The organism is Bradyrhizobium vignae (assembly GCF_900324035.1).
Classification (GTDB): domain Bacteria; phylum Pseudomonadota; class Alphaproteobacteria; order Rhizobiales; family Xanthobacteraceae; genus Bradyrhizobium; species Bradyrhizobium vignae.
This window is the reverse complement of sequence record NZ_LS398110.1, coordinates 7,795,031-7,821,717: the sequence shown is the minus strand read 5'-3', so window position 1 is coordinate 7,821,717 and position 26,687 is coordinate 7,795,031. Positions and strand designations below refer to the sequence as shown.

The following is a 26,687-nucleotide window of genomic DNA, read 5'->3' as shown; positions in this document are numbered from 1 at the left end:
ATCAACGCGCGTGAACCTTCGATAGTCGGGTCAGCCGGACAATACGGCGCCATCGAAGGAGCACATCATGACTGATCCCAACACCATCGCCTGCCGCTATGTCGAGCTCTGGAACGAACGCACGGCAGGTCGTCGCCGCGAACTGCTCAGCGAAAGCTGGACGACGGATGCGCGCTATGTCGATCCCGTGATGAAGGGTGACGGCCGCGACGGCATCGAGGCGCTGATCGCCGGCGTGCAGCAGCGCTTTCCCGATTTCAAATTCAAGCTGATCGGCGAGCCCGACGGCTACGGCGACCACATCCGCTTCTCGTGGGGACTTGGTCCTGACGGCGCCGACAGCCCGATCAAAGGCACCGATTTTGCCGTGCTGAGGGACGGGCGCATCAGCAGCGTGACCGGATTTCTGGACCAGGTGCCGACCGGGGCGTGAGACCTCTGGCCCTTCTCGCGCAGGCGGGAAGGGCCACCCCTCGACGAATCCGCTCCTGCGGCTTACCTGTCATGCCGTGCCGCCCCGTATTCTCCAAACATCGGCCGAGCCGGCCGCGCTGCTGCCGGATCCCTTCCAGGCGTGGTTCGCAGCCCGCGGCTGGTCGCCGCGCGCGCATCAATTGGCGCTGCTGGAGAAGGCGCGCGACGACCGTTCGGCGCTCTTGATTGCGCCGACCGGCGCCGGCAAGACGCTTGCGGGGTTTCTGCCGACGCTGGTGGAGCTTTCGGCGCAGCCCGCGACACGAGATGCGGGCGCGAAGAAGAGTCTCGTCTCCACCGGGCGCAACGTGCAGCGCAGCGGTGGCCTGCACACACTGTACATCTCGCCGCTGAAGGCGCTCGCCGTCGACATCGCGCGCAATTTGGAGCGGCCGATCGCGGAGATGGCGCTGCCGATCAAGGTCGAGACCCGCACCGGCGACACGCCGGTGTCGCGGCGCCAGCGGCAGCGGCGCTATCCGCCGGACGTGTTGCTGACGACGCCCGAGCAGCTCGCGCTGCTGCTCTCCTCCGACGACGCACCGTTCCTGTTTTCCTCCCTGAAGCGCATCGTGCTCGACGAGCTGCATGCGCTGGTGACGTCCAAGCGCGGCGATCTGCTCTCGCTCGGGCTGGCGCGACTGTGGCGCCTCGCGCCGCAAATGCGCGCGATCGGCCTGTCGGCAACCGTAGCCGAGCCGGAGCAGCTCGCGCGCTTCCTGGTGCCGCAGCCCGAAGCCCGGGAAGTCGCCGCCGACATCGTCATGGCCGGCGGTGCCGCGCCGCCCGTGGTCGAGATGCTCGATACGCGCGAGCGGCTGCCCTGGGCCGGCCACAGCGCGCGCCACGCGCTCCCCGAGATCTACGAGCTGATCAAGGCCAACAAGACCACGCTGGTCTTCGTCAACACCCGCAGCCAGGCCGAGATGCTGTTCCAGCATCTCTGGAGCATGAACGACGATGGCCTTGCCATCGCGCTGCATCACGGCTCGCTCGACGTCGCACAGCGCCGCAAGGTCGAGGACGCCATGTCGGCGGGTCGACTGCGCGGCGTGGTCTGCACCTCCTCGCTCGATCTCGGCGTCGACTGGGGCGACGTCGATCTGGTGGTCAATATCGGCGCGCCCAAGGGCTCTTCGCGCCTGATGCAGCGCATCGGCCGCGCCAATCATCGCCTCGACGAAGCCTCCCGCGCCGTGCTGGTGCCGGCCAACCGCTTCGAGGTGCTGGAATGCCGCGTCGCCATCGATGCGATCGCCGAGAATGCGCAGGACACGCCGCCCTTGCGCACGGGTGCACTCGACGTGCTGGCGCAGCACGTGCTCGGCTGCGCCTGCGGCGAGCCGTTCTTTTCCGACGAGCTCTACGACGAAGTGCGCACCGCCGCGCCTTACGCCGATCTGTCGCGGCAGGATTTCGACGACGTCGTCGATTTCGTCGCCTCCGGCGGCTACGCGCTGAAGACCTATGAGCGCTTCGCCCGCATCAAGCAGGACAAGGAAGGCCGCTGGCGCGTCGCCAATCCCAGGGTGCGGCAGAGCTACAGGCTGAATGTCGGCACCATCGTCGAGGACGACATGCTGAAGGTGCGCCTGGTGCGCTCCCGCGGCGGCGGTACGGGCTCGACCGGCGTGATCGCGCGCGGCGGCAGGCTGCTCGGCGAGATCGAGGAGGCCTTCATCGAGGGCCTCAGCCCCGGCGACACCTTCGTGTTCTCAGGCGAAGTGGTGCGCTACGAGACGCTGGTCGAGGATCAGGTCTATGTCTCGCGTGCGCACGACAAGGATCCGAAAGTGCCCTCCTATATGGGCGGCAAATTCCCGCTGTCGACCTATCTCGCCGAGCGCGTCCGCCGCCTGCTCGATGATGGCCGCGCATGGGGCGGCTTGCCGGAGCAGGTGCGCGATTGGCTGTCGCTGCAGAAGGATGTTTCGCGCGTGCCGGCAGTGCGCGAGCTCCTGGTCGAGAGCTTTCCGCGCGCCAACAAGCACTATCTCGTCTGCTATCCTTTCGAAGGCCGCCTCGCGCACCAGACCCTCGGCATGCTGCTGACGCGGCGGCTGGAGCGCGCCCGCGCGCGGCCGCTCGGCTTCGTCGCCAACGAATATGCCGTGGCGATCTGGGGACTTGGCGACCTCTCCTTCATGATCCGCAACAATCGGATCGACCTCAATGCGCTGTTCGCCCCCGACATGCTCGGCGACGATCTCGAAGCCTGGCTCGCCGAATCCGCGCTGATGAAGCGCACGTTCCGCAATTGCGCGATCATCTCCGGCCTGATCGCGCGGCGCCACACCGGAGAAGAGAAAAGCCGCCGCCAGGTGCTGTTCTCGACCGATCTCGTCTATGACGTGCTGCGCAAGCACCAGGCCGATCACGTCCTGCTCCGAGCCGCACGCGCCGATGCCGCCACGGGCCTGCTCGACCTGCGCCGCCTCGGCGACATGCTGATACGCATCCAGGGCCGCATCACGCACCGGGAACTCGACCACGTCTCTCCGCTGGCGGTCCCCGTGATGCTGGAAATCGGCCGCGAGTCAGTCTATGGCGAGGCTGCAGACGAATTGTTGGCGGAAGCTGCCGACGAACTCGTTAAGGAAGCGATGTCGTAGAGAATTTGCCGGTGAGGCGCGCAATCCCATCCACATCGTCATGCCCGGGCTTGACCCGGGCATCCACGTCTTTGTTGCCGCGGCAAGAACGTGGATGGCCGGGCCTTCGCCGCGCCGAAGCGGCTTCGGCGGCGCAGGCGGGACAAGCCCCGCCATGACGGAGCATGTTGCGCTATCGATTACTTCGACAGGCAGACTGGATGTCGCCGGCATCGCACTCCACACCGATCTCTCCGGGGCGCTGTTCTGGGAAGAGCAGCGCCTGCTGGTCGTCTCCGACCTGCATCTGGAGAAGGGTTCGAGCTTCGCGACGCGCGGCGTGCTGCTGCCGCCTTACGATACCATCGCAACGCTCGGCCGGCTCGCTGCTGTCATCTCCCGCCATGATCCACGTATCGTCATCGCGCTTGGCGACAGTTTTCACGACCGCACCGCGCATGAGCGGCTGTCGGCGGAGGACCGCGACGCCGTCGCCGCACTCCAGACCGGCCGCGACTGGATCTGGATCTCGGGTAATCATGATCCCATCCTGCCGCGCGATCTCGGCGGCACCGTCGCCGGCGAGGTTGCGGTCGGGCCCATCACGTTTCGCCACGAGCCGACCGGGGCGGCCGGCGAGATCGCCGGCCATCTGCATCCCAAGGCGCGCGTCTCCGCGCGCGGCCGCTCGATGGAGCGCCGCTGCTTCGCCAGCGATGGGATGCGTGCCGTGATGCCCGCTTTCGGCGCCTATGCCGGCGGCCTCAGCATCCGCGACGCCGCCTTCGCCAAGATCTTTCCGGAGAACGGCTTTGTCGCCCATATCCTCGGCGACCGCCGCGTCCACGCCATTGCGGCCTCGCGCTGCTATTGAGGAATGGGTCGCGTCCCGGAACAAATTAAGAACACTTTAGCAAGTCTTTGATATATCATTGTGATTCGGCGCATCGCCGACACAATATCTAGCGTCTGTCCGACTTTGCGAGGACTACATGTCCACCATTGCCTTCGACCAGTTTGCCCTCACCCGGATCGCCGATTTCGCGCGCTCGCTGTCGCGGCTGCATCAGGCGGCACGGCGCTACGCCGTCGATGACGACCAGTTCGATCGCGAGTTCAACGCGGTGTGCCAGTCGATCTGGGGCTACACCATCGACGACATCAGCGACGATCTGTTCTCGACCGAGGACCATCTGTTTCTCGACACGCTGGACGAGGCGCATGCCCGCATCTTCGCGGCCGAGCAGGGTTACGACCTCATAGGCGAAGCGGGCATGCTGACCGATTGGTGGGGCTTTTGCTGGATGATCCTAGCCGAGAAGCGCGGCCTCCTGACGCCGGAAAACCGCGCCGCTGCGCGGGCGGCGATCGAGGAGAAATATCTGGCAGCACCGAACGTGATCGGGGTGATCATCGGGAGGTGAGTGCCGCAAACTCCGTCATTGCGAGCGCAGCGAGGCAATCCAGAATCTCTCCGTGGAGGGATCCTGGACTTGCTTCGTCGCAAGCGCTCCTCGCAATGACGGCTCGGATGCAGGTGAGGGCTAATCCAGCCCCGCCCGCTTCGCCGGCTTCTGCGCCGTCGTCTTCGGCACCGACACATCCGGCAGTGGCTCGCGCACGATCTCGGTTGACGTCGGCGCATCTGCCGACACCGTGTCGGCCCGCACCGGCGCCACCTTCATCTCGCCGAGGCGCGCGCGGACCTGGGCCGTGAGGCCGGGATAGGAGGCAACCGGGGTGAAGTCCGCGGCTTGGTCGTTGCCGACGCGGATGCCGGTGTAGGCCACGAGGCCGTCGGTGGTAGCGATCACGTCGCCGGCCTTCAGCGATGAATCCAGCGCGAGATCGACCGGGGCGAGGCCGGCGGGCTCGCGGCCGTTGCAGGTGCAGTCGGCGCGCAGCGCCTTGCGATAGGCGAACGCGTTCTCGCTGTCGGCGTAGCGCTCGCCGGCCTGCGAATAGGCGCCATCGATCGACGAGCCGAAATAGATCTTGGTCGGGCTGGCGGGACAGAACGCCTGACACATCTGTGCGGGCGAGGCGAGGCCGCGCATCAGCGGAAAATATTTTCCGTCGCAACTGCGCACGCAGAAGGCCGGGCCCGAGCCGCCGGCCGCGGCCGCGCGGGTCGGCGGCACATATTGCGGGGTCGCCGCATTCTGCTGGCCGGTGAAGGGGTCGGTGTAGGAACTCGCTTGCTGCGGCACCTCGCGCTGCGGCCGCTGCTGCTGCATTCCGCCGAAGAGGAAGTCGAACAGGCCTTCGGCCGAAACCGGGGCCGGAGCCGCAAGCAGTGGCGCGGCCAGGATGGCGGCCACAGGCATCGCGCGACGCCGCCGGCGCGCATGGGACGAGATTGTACGCAACCGCCTACTCCACCCGACGCTACTGACCGGCTGGAACCCTACGGGTCTCAGCACATGATTCACCATAAAGTGGGATGGTAAATGAGCCGTTGAGCAGAGGCGGTTTCAAGTCGAGGCGGTGACCTCTTTAAGGCCGGGCACAGCTTCCGACGGATGGTTGCTTCCTGGCTACACCCGGGCAAGAAGGCGGAGGAGATTTCGTCACCTAGGCCTTCAAGAACTCCGAGGCCTTGTACAGCGAGCGGAACGGCAAGCCGGCCGCACCGAACGTGTCGGTGGCGCCTTCCTCGCGGTCGACCATGGTCAGCACCAGCACCACATTGGCGCCGGCCTCGCGCACGGATTCCACCGCCTTCATCGCCGAACCGCCGGTCGTGGTGACGTCCTCGACGATCACCACGCGCTTGCCCGCCAGCGTCTCACCTTTGGGCAGGCCTTCGATGGCGAGCTTGGCGCCGTGCTCCTTCGGCTTTTTGCGCACGAAGAACGCCGCGATCGGATGCCCCTTGATCCAGGAGATCTGCGCCAGCGCGCCGGCGAGCGGCACCGCGCCCATCTCGAGCCCGCCGATGAAATCGAGCTGGTCGTCCTTCAGCGCCTCATAGGTCAACTCGGCCAGCAGCGTCGCGCCCTCGGGGTCGAGCATGGTCGGCTTGAGGTTGAAATAGAAATCGCTCTTGCGGCCCGACGCGAGCGTCACCTCGCCGCGGCCGAAGGAGCGCCGGCGGATGATTTCGAACAGGCGGGCGCGGGAGGCGGATTTCGACACGGCGGTCCCTCGAACAGCGTTTTTGGTGGAGGCGGAATTTATCCGCGACGGCCGCGACATTCCAGAGGGGGCGTCTCCCGTCAACAGGGATCGGCCATCCCGGTCCGCCGGTTGTGAGGGCGCAACCTTCTGGAGTAGTTGAGGGCAAGCCTCTTGGGGAAGGAAACGGGAATGACGATCGAGCTCTACACCTGGAACACGCCGAACGGCCGCAAGATCTCGGTCGCGCTGGAGGAGATGGGGCTCCCATACAAGGTGATCCCGGTGAACATCACCAAGGGCGAGCAGATGGCGCCCGAGTTCCTCAAGCTCTCTCCCAACAACAAGATCCCCGCGATCGTCGACCCCGAGGGGCCCGACGGCAAGCCGGTCACCATCTTCGAATCCGGCGCCATCCTGCTTTATCTCGGCGAAAAGACCGGAAAATTCCTGCCGAAATCGCTTAGCCAGCGGATCCCCGTCTACGAATGGCTGATGTGGCAGATGGGTGGCTTCGGCCCGATGCCGGGCCAGGTGCACCATTTCATCGCATTGGAGAATGAGCAGGATCGCGCCTACGGCCTGAAGCGCTTCATGGCGGAGACGCGCCGGCTCTATGGGGTGCTGGACCGCCGCCTGGCCGGTCGCGACTTCGTAGCGGGCGATCTCTCGGTTGCCGATTTTGCCATCCTGGGCTGGGCCTGGCGTCATCCTCGCCACAAGGTTGATCTGGCCGACTTCCCCAACGTCGAACGCTGGTACGACGCTCTGATGGCCCGGCCGGGAGTGAAGCGCGGCATGGACGCGAAGCTGGATTGAGCTGCCGCTTACCCTCCCCTGGAGGGTAGGGGAATCGCATATGGTGCTGGCAGGGTGTTGCCAAGCGGTTGGAACTGGATTCTTTGGGTGTCTCTCGATTCCAGAGGGAGACCTGAATGCGCAAGCTCAAGCGCCTGTTTCGATCGCTCAAGGACCCGCGCGCCAGCAACACCCGACATGATCTTGTGGAGATCCTCGTCATCGCCTTGGCGGCGACGCTGGCTGGCGCCAAGACCTGCACCGAGTTCGAGTTCTTTGGCCAAGGCCGCGAGGAGCTGTTGCGGCGCTTCCTGGAGCTCAGGCACGGCATTCCGAGCCACGATACGTTCAGCAACGTCTTCCGTGCGCTGGATCCGAAGGGGCTGGAAGCGGTTTTGCGCAAATTCAGCAAGAGCTTCGGCATCAAGGGGGTGGTCAGCATCGACGGCAAGGCGCTGCGCGGGGCCTACACGCGGGGCCGGCAGGCCACGCCGCTGCATATGGTCAATGTCTGGGCCGCAGGCACTCGCATGGCGCTGGCCCAGAGAAAGGCTCCCAACCGCAACGAGGTTGCCGGGGCTCTCGAAGTTCTCGCCCTGCTCGATCTGGACGGGGCTCTTGTCACCGCCGATGCCTTGCATTGCCGGCCCGACACCGCGCAGGCCATCCGCGACCGGAAGGGGCACTACGTGTTGGCCATCAAGAGTAACCGTGGCCGGCTCTTCAAGGCCGCCAAGACGTTGGTCGATACAGCCCGAAAGCCCGCGCGAGCGAGTCAACGAAGAGCCACTGCCCACGGTCGCGCCGAGCGCCGGCAGGCCATCGTCGCGCCGGCTCCTCAGTTGGCGAAGCAATACGACTTCCCCGCTATCGCCGCAGTCGGTCGCATCGACAGCTGGCGCGCAAACTCTGGCAAGACCGCCAAGCATACGGTCCGATACTTCCTCGCCTCGCGCCTGCTGTCGGCCAAAAAGCTGCTCGAGGTCGTGCGTGCCCACTGGAGCATCGAGAACAACCTGCACTGGGTTCTCGACGTTCTGTTCGACGAAGATGCCTGCCGCAGCCGCAAAGATCACGCCGCCGAAAATCTCGCCCTCATCCGCAAGCTGGCCATCAATACCCTGCAGGCAACGCCCGGTCCTGCCCGCATCAGCCACAAAATGCTCCAAGCCAGATGGAATAATGACTTCCTTCTCTCCGCCCTCGCCCATATGCGATAGCCCTACCCTGGAGGGGAGGGTAAGAGAGCTCACACCTTCTTCGCTTCCACCGCCATCCGCACCGCGAGCCCGGCCAGCACCGTTCCCATCAGCCAGCGCTGCACCAGCATCCAGCTCGGCCGGTTCGCCAGGAACAGCGCGATCGATCCGGCCGCGAGCGCGATCATCGCATTGACGCTGACGCTGATCGCGATCTGGATCGCGCCCAGCACCACCGATTGCGTCAGCACGCTGCCGGAGGCGGGATCGATGAACTGCGGCAGCAATGCCAGATACAGCATCGCGATTTTCGGATTGAGCAGGTTGGTGACGAATCCCATCGCGAACAATTTGCGCGGGCTGTCGATCGCGAGCTTCCTCACCTGGAACGGCGAACGCCCGCCCGGCTTCACCGCCTGCCAGGCGAGCCACAGCAGGTATCCGGCACCGGCAAAGCGCAGCGCGTCATAGGCGAAGGGAATGGCGAGCAGCAGCGCCGTGATGCCGAACGCCGCGCACAGCATGTAGAACACGAAGCCGAGCGCGACGCCGCCGAGCGAGACGATACCGGCCGCGGGCCCTTGCGTGATCGAGCGCGAGATCAAATAGATCATGTTCGGTCCCGGCGTGAGCACGAGGCCGAGGCAGACGAGGGCAAAGCCGAGCAGGGCGGAGGTGTGGGGCATGGTGAACCAGTGCGGGAGATGGCACGGTTCTAATATGCGAGGCCTTGCCGGGCCATCGCGCAATTGCTCGGAGGACAATTCAGATTCCGTGTCCCGGACGCGGCGCAGCGTGAAAGTTTGCGCCGAGAGCGGCGCCCCAGCTGGTGCGGCGTGGCCCCCGGATCAGCAGCGCACCACGCCGGAAGGGCGGCGCGTTGCGCAGCATCCGGCGAAAGCAGCAATCAATGCGCCTCGTCCCAGTTGTTCGCCGCGCGTGCATCGACATGCAGCGGCACTGACAGCAGCACGGCCGGGAACGGCGCGTCCTGCATGACCTTCTGCACGACGGGGAGCGTCGCCTCGACCTCGTCGTCGGGCACCTCGAAGATCAGTTCGTCATGCACCTGGAGCAGCATCTGCGCGGAGAGCTGCTTCTCGGCGAGTGCATCCTCGACGCGCGTCATGGCGCGGCGGATGATGTCGGCGGCGGTGCCCTGGAGCCGGGCGTTGATCGCGGCGCGCTCGTTGAAGGCGCGCACCGAGGCGTTCGAGGCCCTGATGTCGGGGTAGTGGCACTTGCGGCCGAACAGCGTGGTGACGTAGCCGTGGCTCCGGCAGAAATCGCGCGTCTCGTCCATGTAGGCGCGGATGCCCGGGAAGCGCTCGAAATATTTCTTGATGTAGGCGGACGCCTCCTCGCGCGCGATGCCGAGCTGGTTGGCAAGGCCGAAGGCGGAGATGCCGTAGATGATGCCGAAATTGATCGCCTTGGCGCGGCGGCGGATCTCGCTCGGCATGCCCTTGATCGGCACGCCGAACATCTCTGAGGCCGTCATCGCGTGAATGTCGAGCCCATCCCGAAACGCCTGTTTCAGCACGGGAATGTCGGCGATCTCGGCGAGCAGGCGCAGCTCGATCTGCGAATAGTCGGCGGACACCAGCTTGTGTCCGGGCGTCGCGACGAAGGCGCGGCGGATCTTGCGGCCATCCTCGGTGCGCACCGGAATGTTCTGCAGGTTCGGCTCGTTCGACGACAATCGCCCCGTCGTGGTCGCGGCCAGCGCGTAGGTCGTGTGCACGCGATGCGTCTGCGGATTGACATAGGTCGGCAGCGCGTCGGTGTAGGTCGATTTCAGCTTGGAGACCTGGCGCCACTCCAAAATCTTCTTCGGGAAGTCGTGGCCCTGCTCAGCGAGTTCATCGAGCACCTGGGCGGTGGTCGACCACGCGCCGGTCTTGGTCTTGGTGCCGCCGGGCAGTCCCATCTTGCCGAACAGGATGTCACCGATCTGCTTGGGGCTGCCGACATTGACCGGCTCGCCTGCGATCTCCTGGATCTCGGCCTCGACCCGCGCCGCGGTCTGGGCGAAGTCGCCGGAGAGGCGCGACAAGACCTGGCGGTCGATCGAGATGCCGCGCCGCTCCATGCGTGCGAGCACCGATACCAGCGGCCGTTCCAGGGTCTCGTAGACCGCGCTCATGTGCTCGGCGACGAGGCGCGGCTTCAGCACGCGCCAGACGCGCAGGGCGACGTCGGCGGCTTCCGCCGACAGTGGTGCGGCCTTGTCGATCGGCACCTGGTCGAAGGTGATCTTGCCCTTGCCGCTGCCGAGCAGCTCGTTTTCCTTCAGCATGGCATGGCCGAACCAGCGCTCGGACAGCGATTCCAGCGCATGCGAGCCGCGGCCGGCATCGAGCACGTAGGAGATCAACAGCGCATCGTCGATGTTGCGCAGGGTGATGCCGTGCTGCGCCAGCATCACTGCGGTGAACTTGACGTCGAAGCCGATCTTGAGAATTCCGGCTGATTCCAGCACCGGCCGCAGCGCTTGCAGCGCGTCGTCATGCTTGACCTGGTCCGGCGCGAGGCCGGCATCGAACAGGCCGGCGCCGCCGCCGGACTGCTTGTGCGCCAGCGGCACGTAGCAGGCCTCGTTCGGCGCCAGTGCCAGCGCGATGCCGCAAAGATCAGCCTGCATCGGATCAATCGAGTTGGCTCTCGTCTCGATCGCGACATGGCCGGCATCGTGGATGCGCGCGATGAAGGCGTCGAGCTCCTTCAGCGTCTTGATGGTCTGGTATTTGCCGCGATCGACCGGAAGCTTGCGCAGCGCCTCTTCGCGCGCGGCGGCGAGCGAGATCGGCGCACCCTTCGGGCTCGCAGCCTTGTCCTCCTTCCCCGCCGACTTGTTGCGCTCGACCGGCGCGGTCTGCGCCGGCGTGCCGCTCCCCGGCAGGGGCACGACGTCCGAGGGCGGCAGCGGCGAGAATACGCTCGCGCCCTTTGCGTAGCCGGGATCGGCATCGACGTTGGCAGGATCGATCTGCGAATATTCGGCGACACGTCGCGTCAGCGTCGTGAACTCCATCGCCTTCAGGAACGCGATCAGCTTGCGCGCGTCGGGCTCGTGGACGGCGAGATCGTCCAGCGGCACATCGAGATCGACTTTGTCGTCGAGCAGCACGAGCTGCCGCGAGATGCGTGCCTTCTCTGCGTTCTCGAGCAGCGCCTCGCGCCGCTTGGGCTGCTTGATCTCGCCGGCGCGGAACAACAATTGGTCGAGGTCGCCATACTCGATGATCAGCTGCGCCGCGGTCTTGACGCCGATGCCGGGCACGCCGGGCACATTGTCGGTGGAATCGCCGGCAAGAGCCTGCACCTCGACCACCTTGTTCGGCGGCACGCCGAACTTTTCGATCACCTCGGGGATGCCGATGCGGCGGTCCTTCATGGTGTCGTACATGGTGACGCAATCGGTGACGAGCTGCATCAGATCCTTGTCGGACGACACGATGGTGGCGCTGGCGCCGCGCTCGCAGGCCTGTCGCACATAGGTCGCAATGAGATCGTCGGCCTCGAAGCCGACCTGCTCCAGGCACGGCAGGTCGAAGGCGCGCACGGCCTCGCGGATCAGCGCGAATTGCGGGATCAGATCGTCAGGCGCGGGCGGCCGGTGCGCCTTGTAATCCGGATAGATCTTATTGCGGAAGGTGATCTCCGACTTGTCGAAGACGATGGCAAGATGCGTCGGCCGGTTGTCTTCCGGCATCTCGCGCAGGAGCTTCCACAGCATGTTGCAGAAGCCGAGCACGGCATTGACCTGGAGACCGTCGGACTTGCGGTTCAGCGGCGGCAGCGCGTGATAGGCGCGGAAGATGTAGGAGGAACCGTCGACCAGGAAGACGTGGTCGCCCTTGCCGGCCGCCTTGGCCGCGACCGGTTTGGCAGCAGTGTTGGCAGCAGTCTTGGCAGCAGCGGGTTTGGTGTCGGCCGCAGCTTTGGGCGCGGCCTTGGTGTCAGCTTTGGCAGTGGTCTTCGGGGCTGTTTTGGGCATGGCCGCAATGTATGAATTTTTGGGGGCTTTGACAGCCTTGGGAGGCGGATTTTTGGGGCGCTATCCCCACTGTCGTTCCCCCATGCTCCGCTGTCATTCCCAGCGAAGGCGGGGAATCCAGTACGCCGCGGCCTATCGGTCGATAACAGCTGCCTCTGGAATACTGGGTCGCGCGGTCAAGCCGGGCGACGACAGCGTGCCCGCCTGCAACATCGCTCCCGCCTTCCTCGGCGCGATCCAGAATACATCCGGCCGCTCGAACAGGAAGCGCGCGTTGAGGCGCAGCGCCACCTGCCACATCGCCAGCGCTCCGAGCACGCCGGCGATGGTGACCACCAGCGACACCGTACCGATGTCGGCAATGACGCCGGTGCGCAGCAGCAGCGTTCGTGTCGCCGCCATCGGCAGGAAGAAGGCGAGATAGATCACGATCGAATGCTCGCCGCAGAAGCGGAGGAAGTTGAGCCACTGCACCCGCGCAAGCAGCGTGCCCGTGGTGATGATGGCGCAGGCGCCGGCAAAGCCGAGCACGAGCGAGACGAGCATCCATTCGCTGGCGCCCCATGCGACCAGGCCGGCATTGACCAGCCCCCAGGTCGCGAGCGCCGCGAGCGCAAGCACGGGACGAGTCCGCGCGCGATCCGACAGGGCGAACACGTATGGTGCGAACAGATAACCTGAATAGAAATAGATGAAGCGCGCGCAGAACTCGTCGATGACGGTCCAGCCGGTGGTGATCCGTGCGGTCTCCAGCGCCGCGGCAACGAGCCAGATCGCGAGCGGCGGGACTTTGCGTGTCAGTTTCGTGACGACGAAGAAGATCGGCAACAGATAGATGAACCATAGCGTGCCGAACGGCTCGATGAAGGATTCGAGGTACAGCAGGCCGACCGCGCGCCAGCCGGTCTCCGCGGCAAAGGCCGGCGCCTTGAAGCCGAACTGGATTGTCACCCAGACGACATAAAAATAGGCGAAATGCACCACCTTGCGGTCGAGATAGGTTCGCCAATCCCGATCAATCACCAGAGACAGGAACAAGCCCGAGATCAGGAAGAAATCCGGCATCCGGAACGGCTTTGCAAAGGCCACGGCGACATGCATGAAACCGGTCTGCCCGGCGGCGAGCTCGACCCCCAGCACCGAATGCATCATCACGACCATGACGATGCAGATGCCCTTGGCATAGTCGACCCAGTCGACGCGCGGGCCGAAGGCGCCTTGGAAAGCCCGGCCGCCGCGATTGTGCCCGATCGTGCCATGATGTCCCTTTTCGAGGCGCGTTCCGCCCGTCCCTGTGTGGGCGTGGGGCAGTTTGGAGCCCAGTGGTTTCCGACTTCTTTACCGGTTCAAATCGCGGGCCGGTTTTTGCATGCGGACTGTTCCATGACCTCGAGAAAATGCTAAACCGCCTCGAATTGGGCTTCCGTTAACCAAGCTGGAACAGGATTTTTCATGCGGATTGCGATGATCGGCACGGGCTATGTGGGGTTGGTATCCGGCGCCTGCTTTGCGGATTTCGGCCACGACGTCACCTGCGTCGACAAGGACGAGAGGAAGATCGCCGCGCTCCATCGCGGCGAGATCCCGATCTACGAGCCGGGGCTCGACGAACTGGTGGCGAACAATGTCAAAGCCAAGCGGCTGGATTTCACCACCGACCTTTCCAAGCCGGTTGCCGATGCCGATGCCGTGTTCATCGCGGTCGGTACGCCCTCACGCCGTGGCGATGGGCACGCTGACCTCTCCTACGTCTACGCCGCCGCCCGTGAGATCGCGCAATCGCTGACCGGCTTTACCGTGGTGGTGACGAAATCGACCGTGCCGGTCGGCACCGGCGACGAGGTCGAGCGCATCATCCGCGAAGCCAACCCTGCGGCCGATGTGGTTGTCGCCTCCAATCCCGAATTCCTGCGCGAGGGCGCGGCGATCCGCGATTTCAAGTTCCCCGACCGCATCGTGGTCGGCACCTCCGACGAGCGCGGCCGCAAGGTGATGGGCGACATCTATCGCCCACTGTCGCTGAACCAGGCGCCGCTGATGTTCACCGCGCGCCGCACCGCCGAGATGATCAAATACGCCGCCAACGCGTTCCTGGCGACCAAGATCACCTTCATCAACGAGATCGCCGATCTCTCCGAGAAGGCCGGCGCCAACGTCCAGGAGGTCGCGCGCGGCATCGGTCTCGACAACCGCATCGGCACCAAGTTCCTGCATGCCGGCCCCGGCTTCGGCGGCTCGTGCTTCCCGAAGGACACCAAAGCCTTGATCAAGATCGCGCAGGATTACGACGTCTCCTTGCGCATCGTCGAATCGGTGCTGGCCGTGAACGAGAATCGCAAGCGCGCGATGGCGCGGAAAGTGAGCCAGGCGCTCGGCGGAGGCTTGCGCGGCAAGACCATCGCCGTGCTCGGCCTCACCTTCAAGCCCGATACCGACGACATGCGCGACGCGCCGTCGATCCCGCTGGTAACGGGCTTGATCGACATGGGTGCGAAGGTGAAGGCGTTCGATCCCGTCGGCATGGAGCAGGCCAAGGGCGAGCTGCCCGATATCACCTATTGCGAGGACGCTTATTCCTGCGCGCAAGGCGCCGACGCGCTCGTCATCGTGACCGAATGGGTGCAGTTCCGCGCGCTCGATCTCGACCGGTTGAAAGCAACCATGGCGCAGCCGGTCGTCGTCGACCTCCGCAACATCTACCGCCCCGAAGACATGCAGGCCGCCGGCTTCACTTATGAGAGCGTCGGCCGGCCGTCGGTGCAGGGCTGATCGCTGCACATCCTTGTTGAACGAAACCGTCACGGCCGGGCTTGTCCCGGCCATCCACGTCTTGTTCACTCTCGCCTGAAAGAACGTGGATGTCCGGCACAAGGCCGGGCATGACGACCGGATGCTTCCTTGCCCCGCAGCTTCGACACGCCCCTCCCGATCGATGCCGTGCTCGACGATTTGTCGTGCACGCTGGAGGCCAATAACGCCGCCGTGCTGGTGGCGCCGCCTGGCGCCGGCAAGACCACACGCGTGCCGCTAGCCTTGCTCGATGCGCCCTGGGCCAAGGACAAGAAGATCATCGTGCTGGAGCCGCGCCGCATCGCCGCGCGCGCCAGTGCCGATCGCATGGCCAAATCGCTCGGCGAGCGCGCTGGCGAGACCGTCGGCTATCGCGTCCGCTTCGGCTCGAAGATCTCGCGCGCCACGCGCATCGAGGTGGTGACCGAGGGCATCTTCACGCGCCAGATCCTCGACGACCCCGAACTCTCCGGCGTCGCCGCCATCCTGTTCGACGAATTCCACGAGCGCTCGCTCGATGCCGATCTTGGCCTCGCACTGGCGCGTGATGCGCAAACCGGCCTGCGCGAAGACTTGCGCATCCTCGTGACGTCGGCAACGCTCGACGGTGCGCGGGTCGCCAAGCTGCTGGGAGATGCCCCCGTCGTCGAGAGCGAGGGACGCGCCTTTCCGGTCGAGACGCGCTATCTCGGCCGCAAGGCGGACGCGCCGATCGAGCGCCAGATGGCGGATGCGATCGCCTCCGCGCTCCGGGCCGATAGCGGCTCGGTGCTGGCGTTCCTGCCGGGTGCCGCCGAGATCCGCCGCACCCAGACCTTTCTCGGCGAGCGCGTGCAGGATGCTAGCATCGAGATCGTGCCGCTATTCGGCGCGCTCGATGCCGCCGTGCAGGACCGCGCCATCGCGCCGGCGCCGAAGGGCACACGCAAAGTGGTGCTGGCGACCTCGATCGCGGAGACCTCGCTCACCATCGAAGGCGTGCGCATCGTGGTCGATTGCGGTCTTGCTCGCGTGCCGCGCTATGAGCCCGATATCGGCCTGACGCGGCTCGAGACCGTGCGCGCCTCGCGCGCGGCGGTGGACCAGCGCCGCGGCCGCGCCGGCCGCACCGAACCCGGTGTCTGCTACCGGCTCTGGGACGAGCCGCAGACCGCCTCGCTGGCGCCTTACACGCAGCCGGAAATCCTCAGCGCGGACCTGTCCTCGCTCGTGCTCGATCTCGCGCAATGGGGCGTCAGCGATCCTGCGGCCCTGGCGTTCCTCGATCCGCCGCCGCAGCCGGCCTGGAAGGAAGCAAAGAGCCTGCTGACCGAGCTCAACGCACTCGACGGCGACGGCCGCATTACCGCGGAAGGCAAGAGCCTGCGTTCGCTGGCGCTGCCGCCTCGGCTGGCGCGCATGATCGTGGATTCGCACCGTGTAGGCAGCGGCGAGGCTGCCGCCGAGATCGCCGCCATCATCACCGAGCGCGGCCTTGGCGGCGACAGCGTCGATCTCGAGCACCGCCGCCACCAGTTCCGCCGTGACCGCTCGCCGCGCGCTGCGAGCGCGCGCGATCTGGCGCGCCGCTGGGCCTCGCAGGTCGCGGCGTCGGAGAAAGTGGCGCAGCAGGAGGATCTCTCGACCGGCCTCATGCTCGCTTATGCATTCCCGGATCGCGTCGCGCGCAACCGCGGCAACGGCAGCTTCGTGCTGGCCAACGGCCGTGGCGCTGCCGTCGAGCAGACCTCCTCGCTCGCCCGCGCGCCCTACATCGCGATCGGCGAGATGACGGGGACGGCGGCGAGCGGACGCATCCTGCTCGCGGCGCAAATCACCCAGGACGAGATCGAGCGGCATTTCGCCGAGCATATCGAGACCGCCGATGAGATCTCCTTCGACCGCGGCGCAATGGCGCTACGCGCGCGGCGCAAGCGCGTGCTGCACGCGATGACGCTGTCCGAAGCCACCCTCGCACTGTCGCCTTCCGAGGAAACCGCGCGCATTCTCGCCGATGGATTGATCGCCGCCGGTCTCGACCGGCTGCCCTGGTCGAAGGCCGCCAGGCAGTGGCGTGACCGTGTGATGTTCCTGCGCAAGGCCGAGGGCGACAGCTGGCCCGATCTGTCCGACGGCGGGTTGATCGCGCGACGTGAGGATTGGCTGGTGCCGGCGCTCTACGACAAGGTCGCACTCAAGGATATCTCCGCGGGCGATCTCTCCGACGCGCTGATGGCGCTCTTGCCATGGGAGATGCGCGCGCGGCTCGACCGCGAGGCGCCGACGCATTTCGAAGCGCCGACCGGAAGCATGCTTGCGATCGACTACGAGGCCGAGCAGGGGCCGACCATCGCGGTGCGGCTCCAGGAATTGTTCGGCCTCAACACCCATCCGTCGATCGCCGCCGGCAAGGTGCCGCTGGTGCTGGAATTGCTGTCGCCGGCGCAGCGCCCGGTCCAGGTGACGCGCGATCTGCCCGGCTTCTGGCGCGGCAGCTACGCCGCCGTCCGCTCCGATCTGCGCGGCCGCTATCCGCGCCACCCCTGGCCCGACGATCCCGCGAGCGCAGTGCCGACAAGGCGGGCGAAGCCGCGCGGGACGTGAAATCGTATTAACCCTCCGCTCATCCTTTTCGTCAAAATGACAGGAGCCCCGGCGTGCCTTCGCTCGCGGGCAGACGTGCGGCGTGGTGAAATCGAGCTTTCCGGCTCGGAAGTGGTGTGATGCGTAACATTATGATCATCGCGGCCGTCATGATCGGCCTCGGCACCTTCATGGCCCAGATGGCGGACAAGATGAGCTCCGCCTCAGCAACCTCGGTGCCGCGCACCACGGTCGCGGTTGCGGCGACCGCGCCAGCTGGAGGCCGCAGCCTCGCCATTTCCCGCGACGCGCGCGGACACTTCCAGACCGAGGGCCGGATCGACGGCCAGCGCATCGGCTTCATGATCGATACCGGCGCCTCCGTGGTTGCGCTGAATGAGACTTCGGCGGCCCGCTTTGGTCTGCGTCCCTCGCGCAGCGAGTACAGCGCCACCGTCTCCACCGCCAACGGCACCATCAAGGCCGCGCGCACCCGCATTGCGATGCTCGAGGTCGGCGGCCTCATCGTGCGCGACGTCGATGCCATGGTGCTGCCGGACGAGGCGCTGTCGGAGAACCTGCTCGGCCTCTCCTTTCTGTCTCGCCTCAAGCGCTTCGAATACGCCGACGGCCAGATGGTGCTGGAGCAATAGGCAGAGTCTGTTGCGATCAGGGCGGCTCATTTCAGAAAGATTTCCTGCTCTGCCTGCCCTCGCGGTAACGTTGCTTCGTTACCAAACTGCCGCAATTATCGGCCATAAGCCTTCATTCCCGTCTTTCGTTGCGGCCTTGCATTCGCTAAGGCTGCAGCAAATCCTGCCCCCTTCTTACGAGACCGTCTCAATGTTCCCGAAGCCGAAATCCGTATTGTTGCCCAACACCTACGCCTTCGAATCCGAGCCGATGGTGAAGCCGACGGGCTTTCGCGAATACGACGCGCGCTGGTTGTTCCAGAAGGAAATCAACCTGATGGGTGTGCAGGCGCTCGGCATGGGCTTGGGCGCGCTGATCGCCGAGCTCGGCGTCAGGCAGGAGATCGTCACCGGCCATGATTTTCGCGGCTATTCGGCCTCGATCAAATATGCACTGATCACCGGCCTGATGGCGGCGGGCTGCAAGGTGCACGACATCGGCCTTGCGGTGACGCCGATGGCCTATTTCGCGCAGTTCGATCTCGACGTGCCCTGCGTCGCCATGGTGACCGCCTCGCACAACGACAATGGTTGGACCGGCGTGAAGATGGGCGCCAATCGCCCGCTGACCTTCGGCCCCGACGAGATGACGCGGCTGAAGGAGATCGTGCTCAACGCCGAGTTCAAGAACAAGGCGGGCGGGTCCTATCAATTCCACGAGAACTATCCGGCGCGCTACATCGCCGACCTGACCAATCGCCCGAAGCTTAAGCGCAAGCTCAAGGTCGTCGCCGCCTGCGGCAACGGCACCGCCGGCGCCTTCGCGCCGCAGGTGCTGGAGGCGATCGGCTGCGAGGTGATTCCGCTCGACACCGAGCTCGACCACACCTTCCCGAAATACAATCCGAATCCGGAAGACATGGAGATGCTGCACGCGATCCGCGATGCGGTGCTGCATCACCAGGCCGATGTCGGCCTCGGCTTCGACGGTGACGGCGACCGCTGCGGCGTCGTCGACAATACCGGCGAGGAGATCTTTGCCGACAAGGTCGGCGTGATGCTGGCGCGCGACATGTCGGCGATCCACAAGGAGGCCCAGTTCGTCGTCGACGTGAAGTCGACCGGCCTGTTCGTCACCGATCCCGTGCTGCAGAAGCAGGGCGCCAGGACCGCCTATTGGAAGACCGGCCACTCCTACATGAAGCGCCGCACCAACGAGATGGGCGCGCTCGCGGGCTTCGAGAAGTCCGGCCACTTCTTCTTCAACAAGCCGTTCGGCCGCGGCTATGACGACGGCCTCGTGTCGGCGATCGCGATCTGCGACATGCTCGACCGCGCGCCCGGCAAGTCGATGGCCGACCTGAAGAACGCGCTGCCGAAGACCTGGTCGTCGCCGACCATGTCGCCGCACTGCGCCGACGAGGTCAAATACGGCGTCATCGACAAGGTGGTGAAGCACTTCGAGGGCTTGCAGGCCGAGGGTGCGAAGATCGGCGGCCAGGCGATCCGCGATCTCGTCACCGTCAATGGCGTGCGTGTCACCGTCGAGGACGGCAGCTGGGGCCTGGTGCGCGCCTCCTCCAACAAGCCCGAGCTCGTCGTCGTGGTCGAGAGCCCGGTCTCGGAGCAGCGCATGCACGACATGTTCGAGATGGTGAACAGCGTGCTGCGCACGCATCCGGAAGTCGGCGAGTACAATCAGAAGATCTGAGGTGGGCTCGAGGGGAGCGATCCACGCTTCTCTCTCCGCTGTCATGCCCCGGCTTGATCGGGGCATCGAGTACGCCGCGGCCTCTCGCTTCAACAACGACCGTCTCTGGGATAGTGGATCGCCCGGTCTTCGCCGGGCGATGACAGCGTCTGTGTGGTGCGACCTACGCCGCCACCACTGCCGGGATCGGCAGCGCGGTGACCGACTTGATCTTCTCCATCGCGAAGCGCGAGGTGACGTTCTTCAGCGGCACGGCGCTGATCAGCTTCTTGTAGAACACGTCATAGGCCTGCATGTCCGCGACCACGACGCGCAGCATGTAATCGACGTCGCCGGCCATGCGGTAGAACTCCATCACCTCGGGCATGGCGCTGACGGCTTCGGCGAACCGCTTCAGCCACGCGTCGGAATGGTCGGAGCTTTCGACCGACACGAACACGGAGATGCCGAGCCCGATCTTGTTCTGATCGACGAGGGCGACCCGCTTCAGGATGACCCCGTCGGCTTCCAGCCGCTGGATTCGCTTCCAGCAGGGGGTCGAGGACAGGCCAACGCGGTCGCCGATCTCGGCGACGGAGAGGGACGCATCTTCCTGGAGGACCATCAGAATCTTGCGGTCGATGGCATCGAGGCGGCGGCTGGTCTCGGGGATCTGGACGGCGACATCAGTCATTTGAAGAACTTTGTTCCATTTCAGGGGCAGATTCCCGTGATATAGAGAAAATCCTTCCACGGCAAGCCTATAATCTGCGCGTGGCAGTGGAATTGCTCCAGGGGTGCTCACGTAAAAACTCTTCAACTTCAAGGCGTTGTGGGGCGGCGAGGCCGCCGCCATGGCGGGTGCATTTCAGCGCTGCGGCGGCCGCGGCGAATCGCAGCGCTTCCCGCACTCCCTTACCCTCGGCGAGGCAAAGCGCGAATGCGCCATGGAAGACGTCGCCGGCGCCCAGCGTATCGACGGCCTGGACCGGGAAGGCCGGAGTCTCCTCAAGGGCGCCCGCCTCGTCCAGCCAGATCGTGCCATGCGGGCCGCGGGTGGCGGCGAGGAAGGCCGGCGTCAGGGCGGAGAGGCGCTTCAACGCCTCGCCGTCGCCGGTGATGCCGGCCGTCTCCTGCACCTGTTCGCTGGCGAACAGCAGGTGCGATGCGGCGGCGAGCAGCTCGTCCTGCAACGACATCGCGCGGTCGACGCCAACGATGATGGGAATGCCGCGCCGCTGTGCCTCGGTGCAGAGATCGATGCTGAAGGTGCCGCAGCGACTCTCGATCAGCACCGCCCGGCAATCGCCCAGCAGCTCGTCAGCGTCGGGCAGCTTCACGCGCCACAGGCCGGGATCGCGATAGATCGTGAGCGTGCGCTCTCCCGAGGGCTCGATCATGATCGCGGAGACCGGCGTCGCCAGGCCCGGCATGCGCACGATGTGCGTGGTGTCGATCCCCTCCTGCGCCATCTGCGCGAGAATGAAGTCGCTCGACGTCTCCCGCGCATCGCCCATGGGACCTGCAAAGGCGACGCGGCCGCCAAGTCGTGCCATCGCGATGGCGGCGTTGAGGGCATTGCCGCCGCAGATCTCCGCGAGATGCGTGGCGTTCGCCTTGCTGCCGCGCGCCGGCACGGCCTCGACGCGAAAGGTGAGATCGCGCACGGGAATGCCGATGCAGACGACGCGCGGCGCGCTCCCGGATAGCGACATCGCCGGTCAGCTCTTGTCGTGTACCCAGCGGCCGAGCAAATGATGGGCGATGGCGAAGGGATGCGGACCGGCGAGCCCGTCCGGATGCGTCCGCGTCAGCATCTTCGCCGCCTCCTCGCGCGTGAACCAGCGCGCGTCCTCCAGCTCCATGCGGTCGACCACGACGTCCTCGTTCAGCGCCCGCGCGCTGCAGCCGATCATCAGCGACGACGGATACGGCCAGGGCTGCGTCATGTAATACTGCACGTCGGTGCAGCGAATGCCGGACTCTTCCAGGATCTCGCGACGTACCGCGTCCTCGATCGTCTCGGCGGCCTCGACGAAGCCGGCGAGGCAGGAATACATGCCGGGCGGAAAATGCTTCTGGCGGCCGAGCAGGCATTTGTCGCCGGAGGCGACCAGCATGATCACGACCGGGTCGGTGCGCGGAAAATGCTCGGCCTTGCAGGCCGGGCAGTCGCGTTTCCAGCCGCCTTCCTTCATCGCGGTACGCGTGCCGCAATTGGCACAATAGCCGTGGCGCTGATGCCAGCTCACCATCGATTTCGCCATCGCGATCGCCGACAGCTCCTGCGGCGGAAGCGCGCCTTGCATCGCCATGCCGCGCAGCTCGGTCACGGTGTAGTCCTCGCGGCCGATCAGCTTCTCGGCGGCGGCCTGCGACAGGCCCATGCCGAACACGGCCGCGCCGTCGCGCAGGCCCAAAAAGATCGTGCCGGGATTGGCGCCGCATTTCAGCGCCTCGTCGATCGAGAGCAGTGCGCGCACCTTGTCGCCCTCGCGCTTCACCAGCAGCGAGTCGCGATAGACCACATAGGCGCGCGAGGATGGCTTCTGTTCCAGCGCGAACAGCTTCTCGTCATCGCGGCGCAGATGCGCGGCGCGGTCGAGAATGTTGGTGACGAAGGCCGGCTGCCCCAGCGGAAACGCGTCGAATGCTGACATTTCTTGTTCTTTCAACCCAACCAGATCTTGCGGCGAAGCGCGCTGATGAAATTCTGAACCTCGGCGGCGTCGTGGGCCAGCGGCGGCATCACGCCCCATACCGGTCGCGGCCAGGCCGCGTCACTGGTCCGCCGCGCGATGATGTGGACGTGCAGCTGTGGCACGAGATTGCCGAGCGCGGCGATGTTGAGCTTGTCGCATTTGGTGATCTCCTTCAGCGCGCGCGAGACGCGGGAGATCTCCGTCATCAGCTGCGCCTGCTGCACCTCGTCGAGATCGATGATCTCGACCGCGTCGGCGCGCCGCGGCACCAGCAGCAGCCATGGATAATGCGCGTCCTTGATGACCAGCACCTTCGACAGCGGCAGATCGCCGATGTCGATGGTGTCCTCTTTCAGGCGGGAGTGCAGCGACCAGGCGGGTTCGGGCATATGCGTTTCCGGATGGCCCGATGGGATCGGGCTTATCGGGTCCGACCATACGATAGCGATTCCGATAGGGGAAGGATCCGGGCTCCGCTCTAGCCGCATACTCGGTCGTCGCCCCGGACAAGCGCGCCTCAGGCGCGCGCAGATCCGGAGCCCATAACCAAAGGGAGTGGTTGTTATGCGCGCTGCCAGCTCCGAGCCTTCGCCAAATTCGATTCTGTGGCTATGGGTTCCGGGTCTGCGCTGGCGCTTGCCCGGGACGATGGCGGAGATTGTAGCGCGAGCGGCGACCTACACCTCCGCCAGCACCCGCGCATTGGCGCGAATCGAGGCTTCGCTGACGCGGATGCCGAGACCCGGTCCATCCGGCACCACGACATGGCCGTTGCGATTCGCGACGCGCTCCTCCAGCACGTCGTCGGTCAGCACGTGATGCGGCATGTAGAATTCGCAGCCGAGCGAGATGCCCGGCGTTGCCGCAATCAGCTGCGTGCCGGCGGCGAGCCCAATGCCGCCCTCCCACAGCGTGCCGCCATAGCCGGGCAGGCCCGCGATGTCGGCGATCGCCATGATCGCCTGGGCCTCGAACAGGCCGCCGGCCTTCATCAGCTTGATCGAGACCGCGTCGGCCGCCTCGCGGCGCACCACCTCCATCATGTCGCGGCGGTCGAAGCAGCTCTCGTCGGCGAGCACGGGCGTCTCCAGTGCCGCGGTGAGCTGCGCCATCACGTCGAGAAATTTGCGCGGCACCGGCTGCTCGATGAAGGTCGGCGCGAACTCCTCGACATCGCGCAGGGTCTTGATGGCGCCGAACGGCGCCAACGCCTGATTGTAGTCGACGCGCAGATCGACCTTGTCGCCGAACTCCTTCCGGATCGCTTCGAGATGCGCGAGATCCTCGCGATGCGGCTTCACGCCGGTCTTGACCTTGTAGATGACATTGCCGTCCGGAACCATCTTGCGCATGCGCTCGAGGTCGGCGACGAAATCCGGATCAGCGATCGAGAAGGAGAGGGGAATGGTGTCACGCACGCGGCCGCCGAGGAGATCGGCAACGGAGAGTCCCGACGACTTGCCGACGATGTCGAGCAGCGCCATCTCGATGCCGACTTTTGCTTCGGCATGTCCGACCAGTGCGCGGTCGAGCTCCGCCATCAGCGCGCGGATCCGGCGCACCGGCTTGCCGAGCACGATGGGGCGTAGATAGATATCGAGCGCGGAGAACGCAGCTTCCGGCGTTCCCGTGAACACCTCCCACGGCGCCGCCTCGCCCCAGCCAACCACGCCGTCGCTCGACGTCAGCTCGATCAAGACGCGCTTCACCGTGCCCTTGACGTTGCCGACGCCCTGCAGGCGCGCCATCTTGATCGGGCTCTCGATCAGGAACAGCCTGAGACGTTCGATGCTCGCTTCGGTCATGTCAGGCCTCCATTGACGTGCCAGACCTGGCCGGTGACGTAGGATGCTTTCGGGGATGCCAGGAAGGCGATGATCTCGGCGACCTCCTCCGGCCGCCCGCGCCGGCGCATCGGGATCAGCGCCTCGGTCGCCGCGATCTGCTCGGGCGACAGCCTGCTCTCGCTCGGCTTGTCCTTCATGATGAGGCCCGGCGCCACCGCATTGACGGTGATGCCGTCGCTAGCGAGCTCGACCGCGGTCAGCCGCACCAGCGCTTCCAGCGCGGAGCGGCTCGCGGCGGTCGCGGCAAAGGGCGCGAATTCGGGGCGGATCGCGTGCGCAACGAAGGAAGACACGGCGACGATCCGCGCATCGCGCCCAGCACGGAGTTGCGGAATCGCAAGCTTCACGAAACGCGTGAAGGCGAGAGCGGATTCGTCCATCGCCTGCATGAATTGATCGGCCGGCGTGCCGATCGCGCTGCCGCGGCGGGCGTGGCCTCCAATCAGGATCAATCCGTCGAGCCGGCCGAAATCGAGATGTGCAGTCGCGCATGCCCGCGTCAGGGCGACTTCATTGGCGAGATCACCGAGGCATGTTGCAACGGCCGCACCGCAGGCTTGCGCCTCCGCCGCGGTAGCCTTGAGTCCGTCCTCGTTCGATCGCGTGTGCAGCACGAGCCCGATGCCGGGCGCTGCGAGCAGCTTTGCGGTGGCGCGGCCGATGCCGCTGGCAGCGCCGGTGACGAGATAGACGCGTTCAATATCGGACATCACGATGCTGCATTTGCCGGCGACAAGGCGCCGGTGCGGTGGAAATGGCCGAGGAAGGCGCGTGTCGCGGCCTCCTGCGGATGGTCGATCACCTGCCGCGCCGGGCCTTCCTCGATCACGATTCCGTCGCGCATGAAGATCAGGCGGTCAGCGACCTCGCGGGCAAACGCGATCTCGTGGGTCACGATGACCATCGTCATGCCCTCGGACGCCAGTCGCTGCATCACGCTCAAGACCTCGCCGACCAATTCAGGGTCGAGCGCCGAGGTGGCCTCGTCGAACAGCATCACGTCAGGCTCCATCGCGAGCGCGCGCGCGATCGCAACGCGCTGCTTCTGGCCGCCGGAGAGTGTCGCCGGATATTGGTCGGCCTTCTCGGCGAGGCCCACCTTTGCAAGCTGTGCACGCGCGAGCGTCTCCGCGTCCGCCCTGGCCATGCGTCGCACAGTGACCGGTCCCTCCATCACGTTCTGCAGCGTCGTCATGTGCGGGAACAGGTTGAAGTGCTGGAACACCATGCCGGTGGTCGCGCGGAACTTTGCGAGTGTCTTCACATCGGGGAGTTTTGTGCCATCACCGAATGAAAATCGGGTGTCGCCGACGCGGACGCTGCCGCCGTCGGGCACGACCAGGAGATTGATGCAGCGGAGCAGTGTCGACTTGCCGGAGCCCGACGGCCCGATCAGCGCGACGACACCGCCCTTGGCGACATCGAGATTGATGTTCTTGAGAACCTCGTTGCTGCCGAAGCTCTTGCGCAAGGACCGGATCTCGATTTTCGGCGTCTCGCTCATTCGCTCACCGCCAGTCGCTTCTCGCCGCGCCGGACGATGATGGTCAGCGGAATCAGGATCGCCGCATAGGCGACCGCAACCGCAGTGTAGGTTTCCAGCGGCCGGTAGCTGTCATGCGCCGCAACCTGGCTCTGATAGACGAGGTCGGGCACCGCCAGCACCGACACCAGCGAAGTGTTCTTGAACTGGATGATCGACTGGTTCATCAGCGCGGGGATCATGCGCTTGATCGCCTGCGGCAGCACGATGCGCCGCATGGTCTGGCTCGGCGTCATGCCGAGCGCGGCGCCTGCCTCCGACTGGCCGCGGTCGATCGAGACGATGCCGCCGCGAATGATCTCGGAATAGAACGAGCCGCCATACAGCGACAGCGCCAGCGCCGAGGCCGTGATCGGCGTCATCTCGACGCCGGCGAGGATCGGCAGCGCGTAATAGAACCATATCAGCTGTACCAGGATCGGCGTGCAGCGGAACGCCTCGATGAAGGCGAGCGCGGCAAGGCGCAGCACCCGAAGGCGCGACAGGCTGCCGAATGCGCCGAGCAGGCCGAATAGCAGCCCGCAAACGACGATGACCACGGTAAAGCCGACGGTGACGCCGAGCCCGTTGAGAAAGAGCCAGCGATAGCTCCAGAGGATGCCGAAGTCCCACTGATACATGCGTGCTTTCTTGCTTCACCTCTCCCGCTTGCGGGAGAGGTCGTGCCGCATCGAAGATGCGGCACGGGTGAGGGTTCTTTCCTCTGGGGGAGTCTTGCCAGCTGAGCCACCCTCTCCCCAAC

At 65.6% G+C, this 26,687-nt stretch carries 22 protein-coding genes and 1 pseudogene; 10 read left to right on the top strand and 13 right to left on the bottom strand.

Annotated elements, in window-relative coordinates; all coding sequences use genetic code 11:
• Positions 1 to 67 precede the first annotated feature (67 nt).
• The 4 genes from BRAD3257_RS37645 to BRAD3257_RS37630 all read left to right on the top strand — a co-directional run bounded on the left by BRAD3257_RS37645 (position 68) and on the right by BRAD3257_RS37630 (position 4,489).
• Positions 68 to 433, top strand: a complete 366-nt coding sequence (locus BRAD3257_RS37645; RefSeq protein WP_122406037.1) for a nuclear transport factor 2 family protein — start codon at positions 68 to 70, stop codon at positions 431 to 433.
• A gap of 76 nt (positions 434 to 509) precedes the next feature.
• Entirely contained in the window at positions 510 to 3,086 is a 2,577-nt protein-coding gene (locus BRAD3257_RS37640; protein ID WP_122406036.1) for a ligase-associated DNA damage response DEXH box helicase, read from the top strand.
• A gap of 154 nt (positions 3,087 to 3,240) precedes the next feature.
• The gene (pdeM, locus tag BRAD3257_RS37635; RefSeq protein WP_122406035.1) at positions 3,241 to 3,939 is read left to right on the top strand and encodes a ligase-associated DNA damage response endonuclease PdeM; all 699 of its coding nucleotides are present in this window, start codon (positions 3,241 to 3,243) and stop codon (positions 3,937 to 3,939) included.
• Positions 3,940 to 4,057: 118 nt separating this feature from the next.
• Complete coding sequence (locus tag BRAD3257_RS37630; RefSeq protein WP_122406034.1) at positions 4,058 to 4,489, top strand: hypothetical protein; 432 nt, start codon at positions 4,058 to 4,060, stop codon at positions 4,487 to 4,489.
• Between the two features lie 120 nt (positions 4,490 to 4,609).
• Here BRAD3257_RS37630 and BRAD3257_RS37625 read toward each other — a convergent pair whose 3' ends face one another.
• Positions 4,610 to 5,392, bottom strand: coding sequence for a DUF2865 domain-containing protein (locus tag BRAD3257_RS37625; RefSeq protein ID WP_122406033.1), 783 nt, complete (start codon positions 5,390 to 5,392; stop codon positions 4,610 to 4,612).
• 247 nt (positions 5,393 to 5,639) lie between these two features.
• Positions 5,640 to 6,203 (bottom strand): orotate phosphoribosyltransferase, encoded by a 564-nt coding sequence (gene pyrE, locus BRAD3257_RS37620; protein WP_028176382.1) that lies wholly within the window; start codon positions 6,201 to 6,203, stop codon positions 5,640 to 5,642.
• A 171-nt stretch (positions 6,204 to 6,374) separates the two neighbouring features.
• Between pyrE and BRAD3257_RS37615 the strand changes: the two genes are divergently transcribed.
• Positions 6,375 to 7,001 carry a glutathione S-transferase family protein gene (locus BRAD3257_RS37615; RefSeq protein WP_122406032.1) on the top strand — a complete coding sequence of 209 codons (627 nt, stop codon included), beginning with the start codon at positions 6,375 to 6,377 and terminating at the stop codon, positions 6,999 to 7,001.
• Positions 7,002 to 7,117: 116 nt separating this feature from the next.
• Positions 7,118 to 8,200, top strand: a complete 1,083-nt coding sequence (locus BRAD3257_RS37610) for an ISAs1 family transposase (RefSeq protein WP_122406031.1) — start codon at positions 7,118 to 7,120, stop codon at positions 8,198 to 8,200.
• A gap of 29 nt (positions 8,201 to 8,229) precedes the next feature.
• Here the strand turns inward: BRAD3257_RS37610 and BRAD3257_RS37605 are convergent, their stop codons facing one another.
• From BRAD3257_RS37605 to BRAD3257_RS37595, 3 genes and pseudogenes are all read right to left on the bottom strand, one after another.
• Positions 8,230 to 8,865 (bottom strand): LysE family translocator, encoded by a 636-nt coding sequence (locus BRAD3257_RS37605; RefSeq protein WP_122406030.1) that lies wholly within the window; start codon positions 8,863 to 8,865, stop codon positions 8,230 to 8,232.
• A 221-nt stretch (positions 8,866 to 9,086) separates the two neighbouring features.
• Entirely contained in the window at positions 9,087 to 12,179 is a 3,093-nt protein-coding gene (gene polA / locus BRAD3257_RS37600) for a DNA polymerase I (protein ID WP_122406029.1), read from the bottom strand.
• Positions 12,180 to 12,380: 201 nt separating this feature from the next.
• Positions 12,381 to 13,438, bottom strand: a pseudogene (locus tag BRAD3257_RS37595) (acyltransferase family protein); the annotation flags it as partial.
• 193 nt (positions 13,439 to 13,631) lie between these two features.
• Here BRAD3257_RS37595 and BRAD3257_RS37590 point away from each other — a divergent pair.
• From BRAD3257_RS37590 to BRAD3257_RS37575, 4 genes are all read left to right on the top strand, one after another.
• Entirely contained in the window at positions 13,632 to 14,948 is a 1,317-nt protein-coding gene (locus BRAD3257_RS37590; protein WP_122406028.1) for a UDP-glucose dehydrogenase family protein, read from the top strand.
• Positions 14,949 to 15,077: 129 nt separating this feature from the next.
• A complete protein-coding gene (gene hrpB, locus BRAD3257_RS37585; RefSeq protein WP_162500493.1) occupies positions 15,078 to 17,552 on the top strand; it encodes an ATP-dependent helicase HrpB in 2,475 nt (824 codons plus the stop codon).
• Positions 17,553 to 17,671: 119 nt separating this feature from the next.
• Positions 17,672 to 18,184, top strand: a complete 513-nt coding sequence (locus BRAD3257_RS37580; protein WP_162500492.1) for a TIGR02281 family clan AA aspartic protease — start codon at positions 17,672 to 17,674, stop codon at positions 18,182 to 18,184.
• Between the two features lie 190 nt (positions 18,185 to 18,374).
• Positions 18,375 to 19,874, top strand: coding sequence for a phosphomannomutase/phosphoglucomutase (locus tag BRAD3257_RS37575; protein ID WP_122406026.1), 1,500 nt, complete (start codon positions 18,375 to 18,377; stop codon positions 19,872 to 19,874).
• Positions 19,875 to 20,037: 163 nt separating this feature from the next.
• Here BRAD3257_RS37575 and BRAD3257_RS37570 read toward each other — a convergent pair whose 3' ends face one another.
• From BRAD3257_RS37570 to BRAD3257_RS37535, 8 genes are all read right to left on the bottom strand, one after another.
• Positions 20,038 to 20,547 carry an Lrp/AsnC family transcriptional regulator gene (locus BRAD3257_RS37570; RefSeq protein ID WP_122406025.1) on the bottom strand — a complete coding sequence of 170 codons (510 nt, stop codon included), beginning with the start codon at positions 20,545 to 20,547 and terminating at the stop codon, positions 20,038 to 20,040.
• Between the two features lie 67 nt (positions 20,548 to 20,614).
• The gene (locus tag BRAD3257_RS37565) at positions 20,615 to 21,568 is read right to left on the bottom strand and encodes a sugar kinase (protein WP_122406024.1); all 954 of its coding nucleotides are present in this window, start codon (positions 21,566 to 21,568) and stop codon (positions 20,615 to 20,617) included.
• Between the two features lie 6 nt (positions 21,569 to 21,574).
• Entirely contained in the window at positions 21,575 to 22,513 is a 939-nt protein-coding gene (gene nudC / locus BRAD3257_RS37560) for an NAD(+) diphosphatase (protein ID WP_122406023.1), read from the bottom strand.
• A gap of 11 nt (positions 22,514 to 22,524) precedes the next feature.
• Positions 22,525 to 22,944, bottom strand: coding sequence for an HIT domain-containing protein (locus tag BRAD3257_RS37555; protein WP_162500491.1), 420 nt, complete (start codon positions 22,942 to 22,944; stop codon positions 22,525 to 22,527).
• Positions 22,945 to 23,232: 288 nt separating this feature from the next.
• Complete coding sequence (locus tag BRAD3257_RS37550; RefSeq protein WP_122406021.1) at positions 23,233 to 24,360, bottom strand: muconate cycloisomerase family protein; 1,128 nt, start codon at positions 24,358 to 24,360, stop codon at positions 23,233 to 23,235.
• Positions 24,357 to 25,112, bottom strand: coding sequence for an SDR family NAD(P)-dependent oxidoreductase (locus tag BRAD3257_RS37545; RefSeq protein WP_122406020.1), 756 nt, complete (start codon positions 25,110 to 25,112; stop codon positions 24,357 to 24,359). The genes BRAD3257_RS37550 and BRAD3257_RS37545 overlap by 4 nt, the downstream gene beginning before the upstream one ends.
• Entirely contained in the window at positions 25,112 to 25,906 is a 795-nt protein-coding gene (locus BRAD3257_RS37540) for an amino acid ABC transporter ATP-binding protein (RefSeq protein WP_122406019.1), read from the bottom strand. The genes BRAD3257_RS37545 and BRAD3257_RS37540 overlap by 1 nt, the downstream gene beginning before the upstream one ends.
• Positions 25,903 to 26,565, bottom strand: a complete 663-nt coding sequence (locus BRAD3257_RS37535; RefSeq protein WP_122406018.1) for an amino acid ABC transporter permease — start codon at positions 26,563 to 26,565, stop codon at positions 25,903 to 25,905. The genes BRAD3257_RS37540 and BRAD3257_RS37535 overlap by 4 nt, the downstream gene beginning before the upstream one ends.
• Between the last annotated feature and the right edge of the window lie 122 nt (positions 26,566 to 26,687).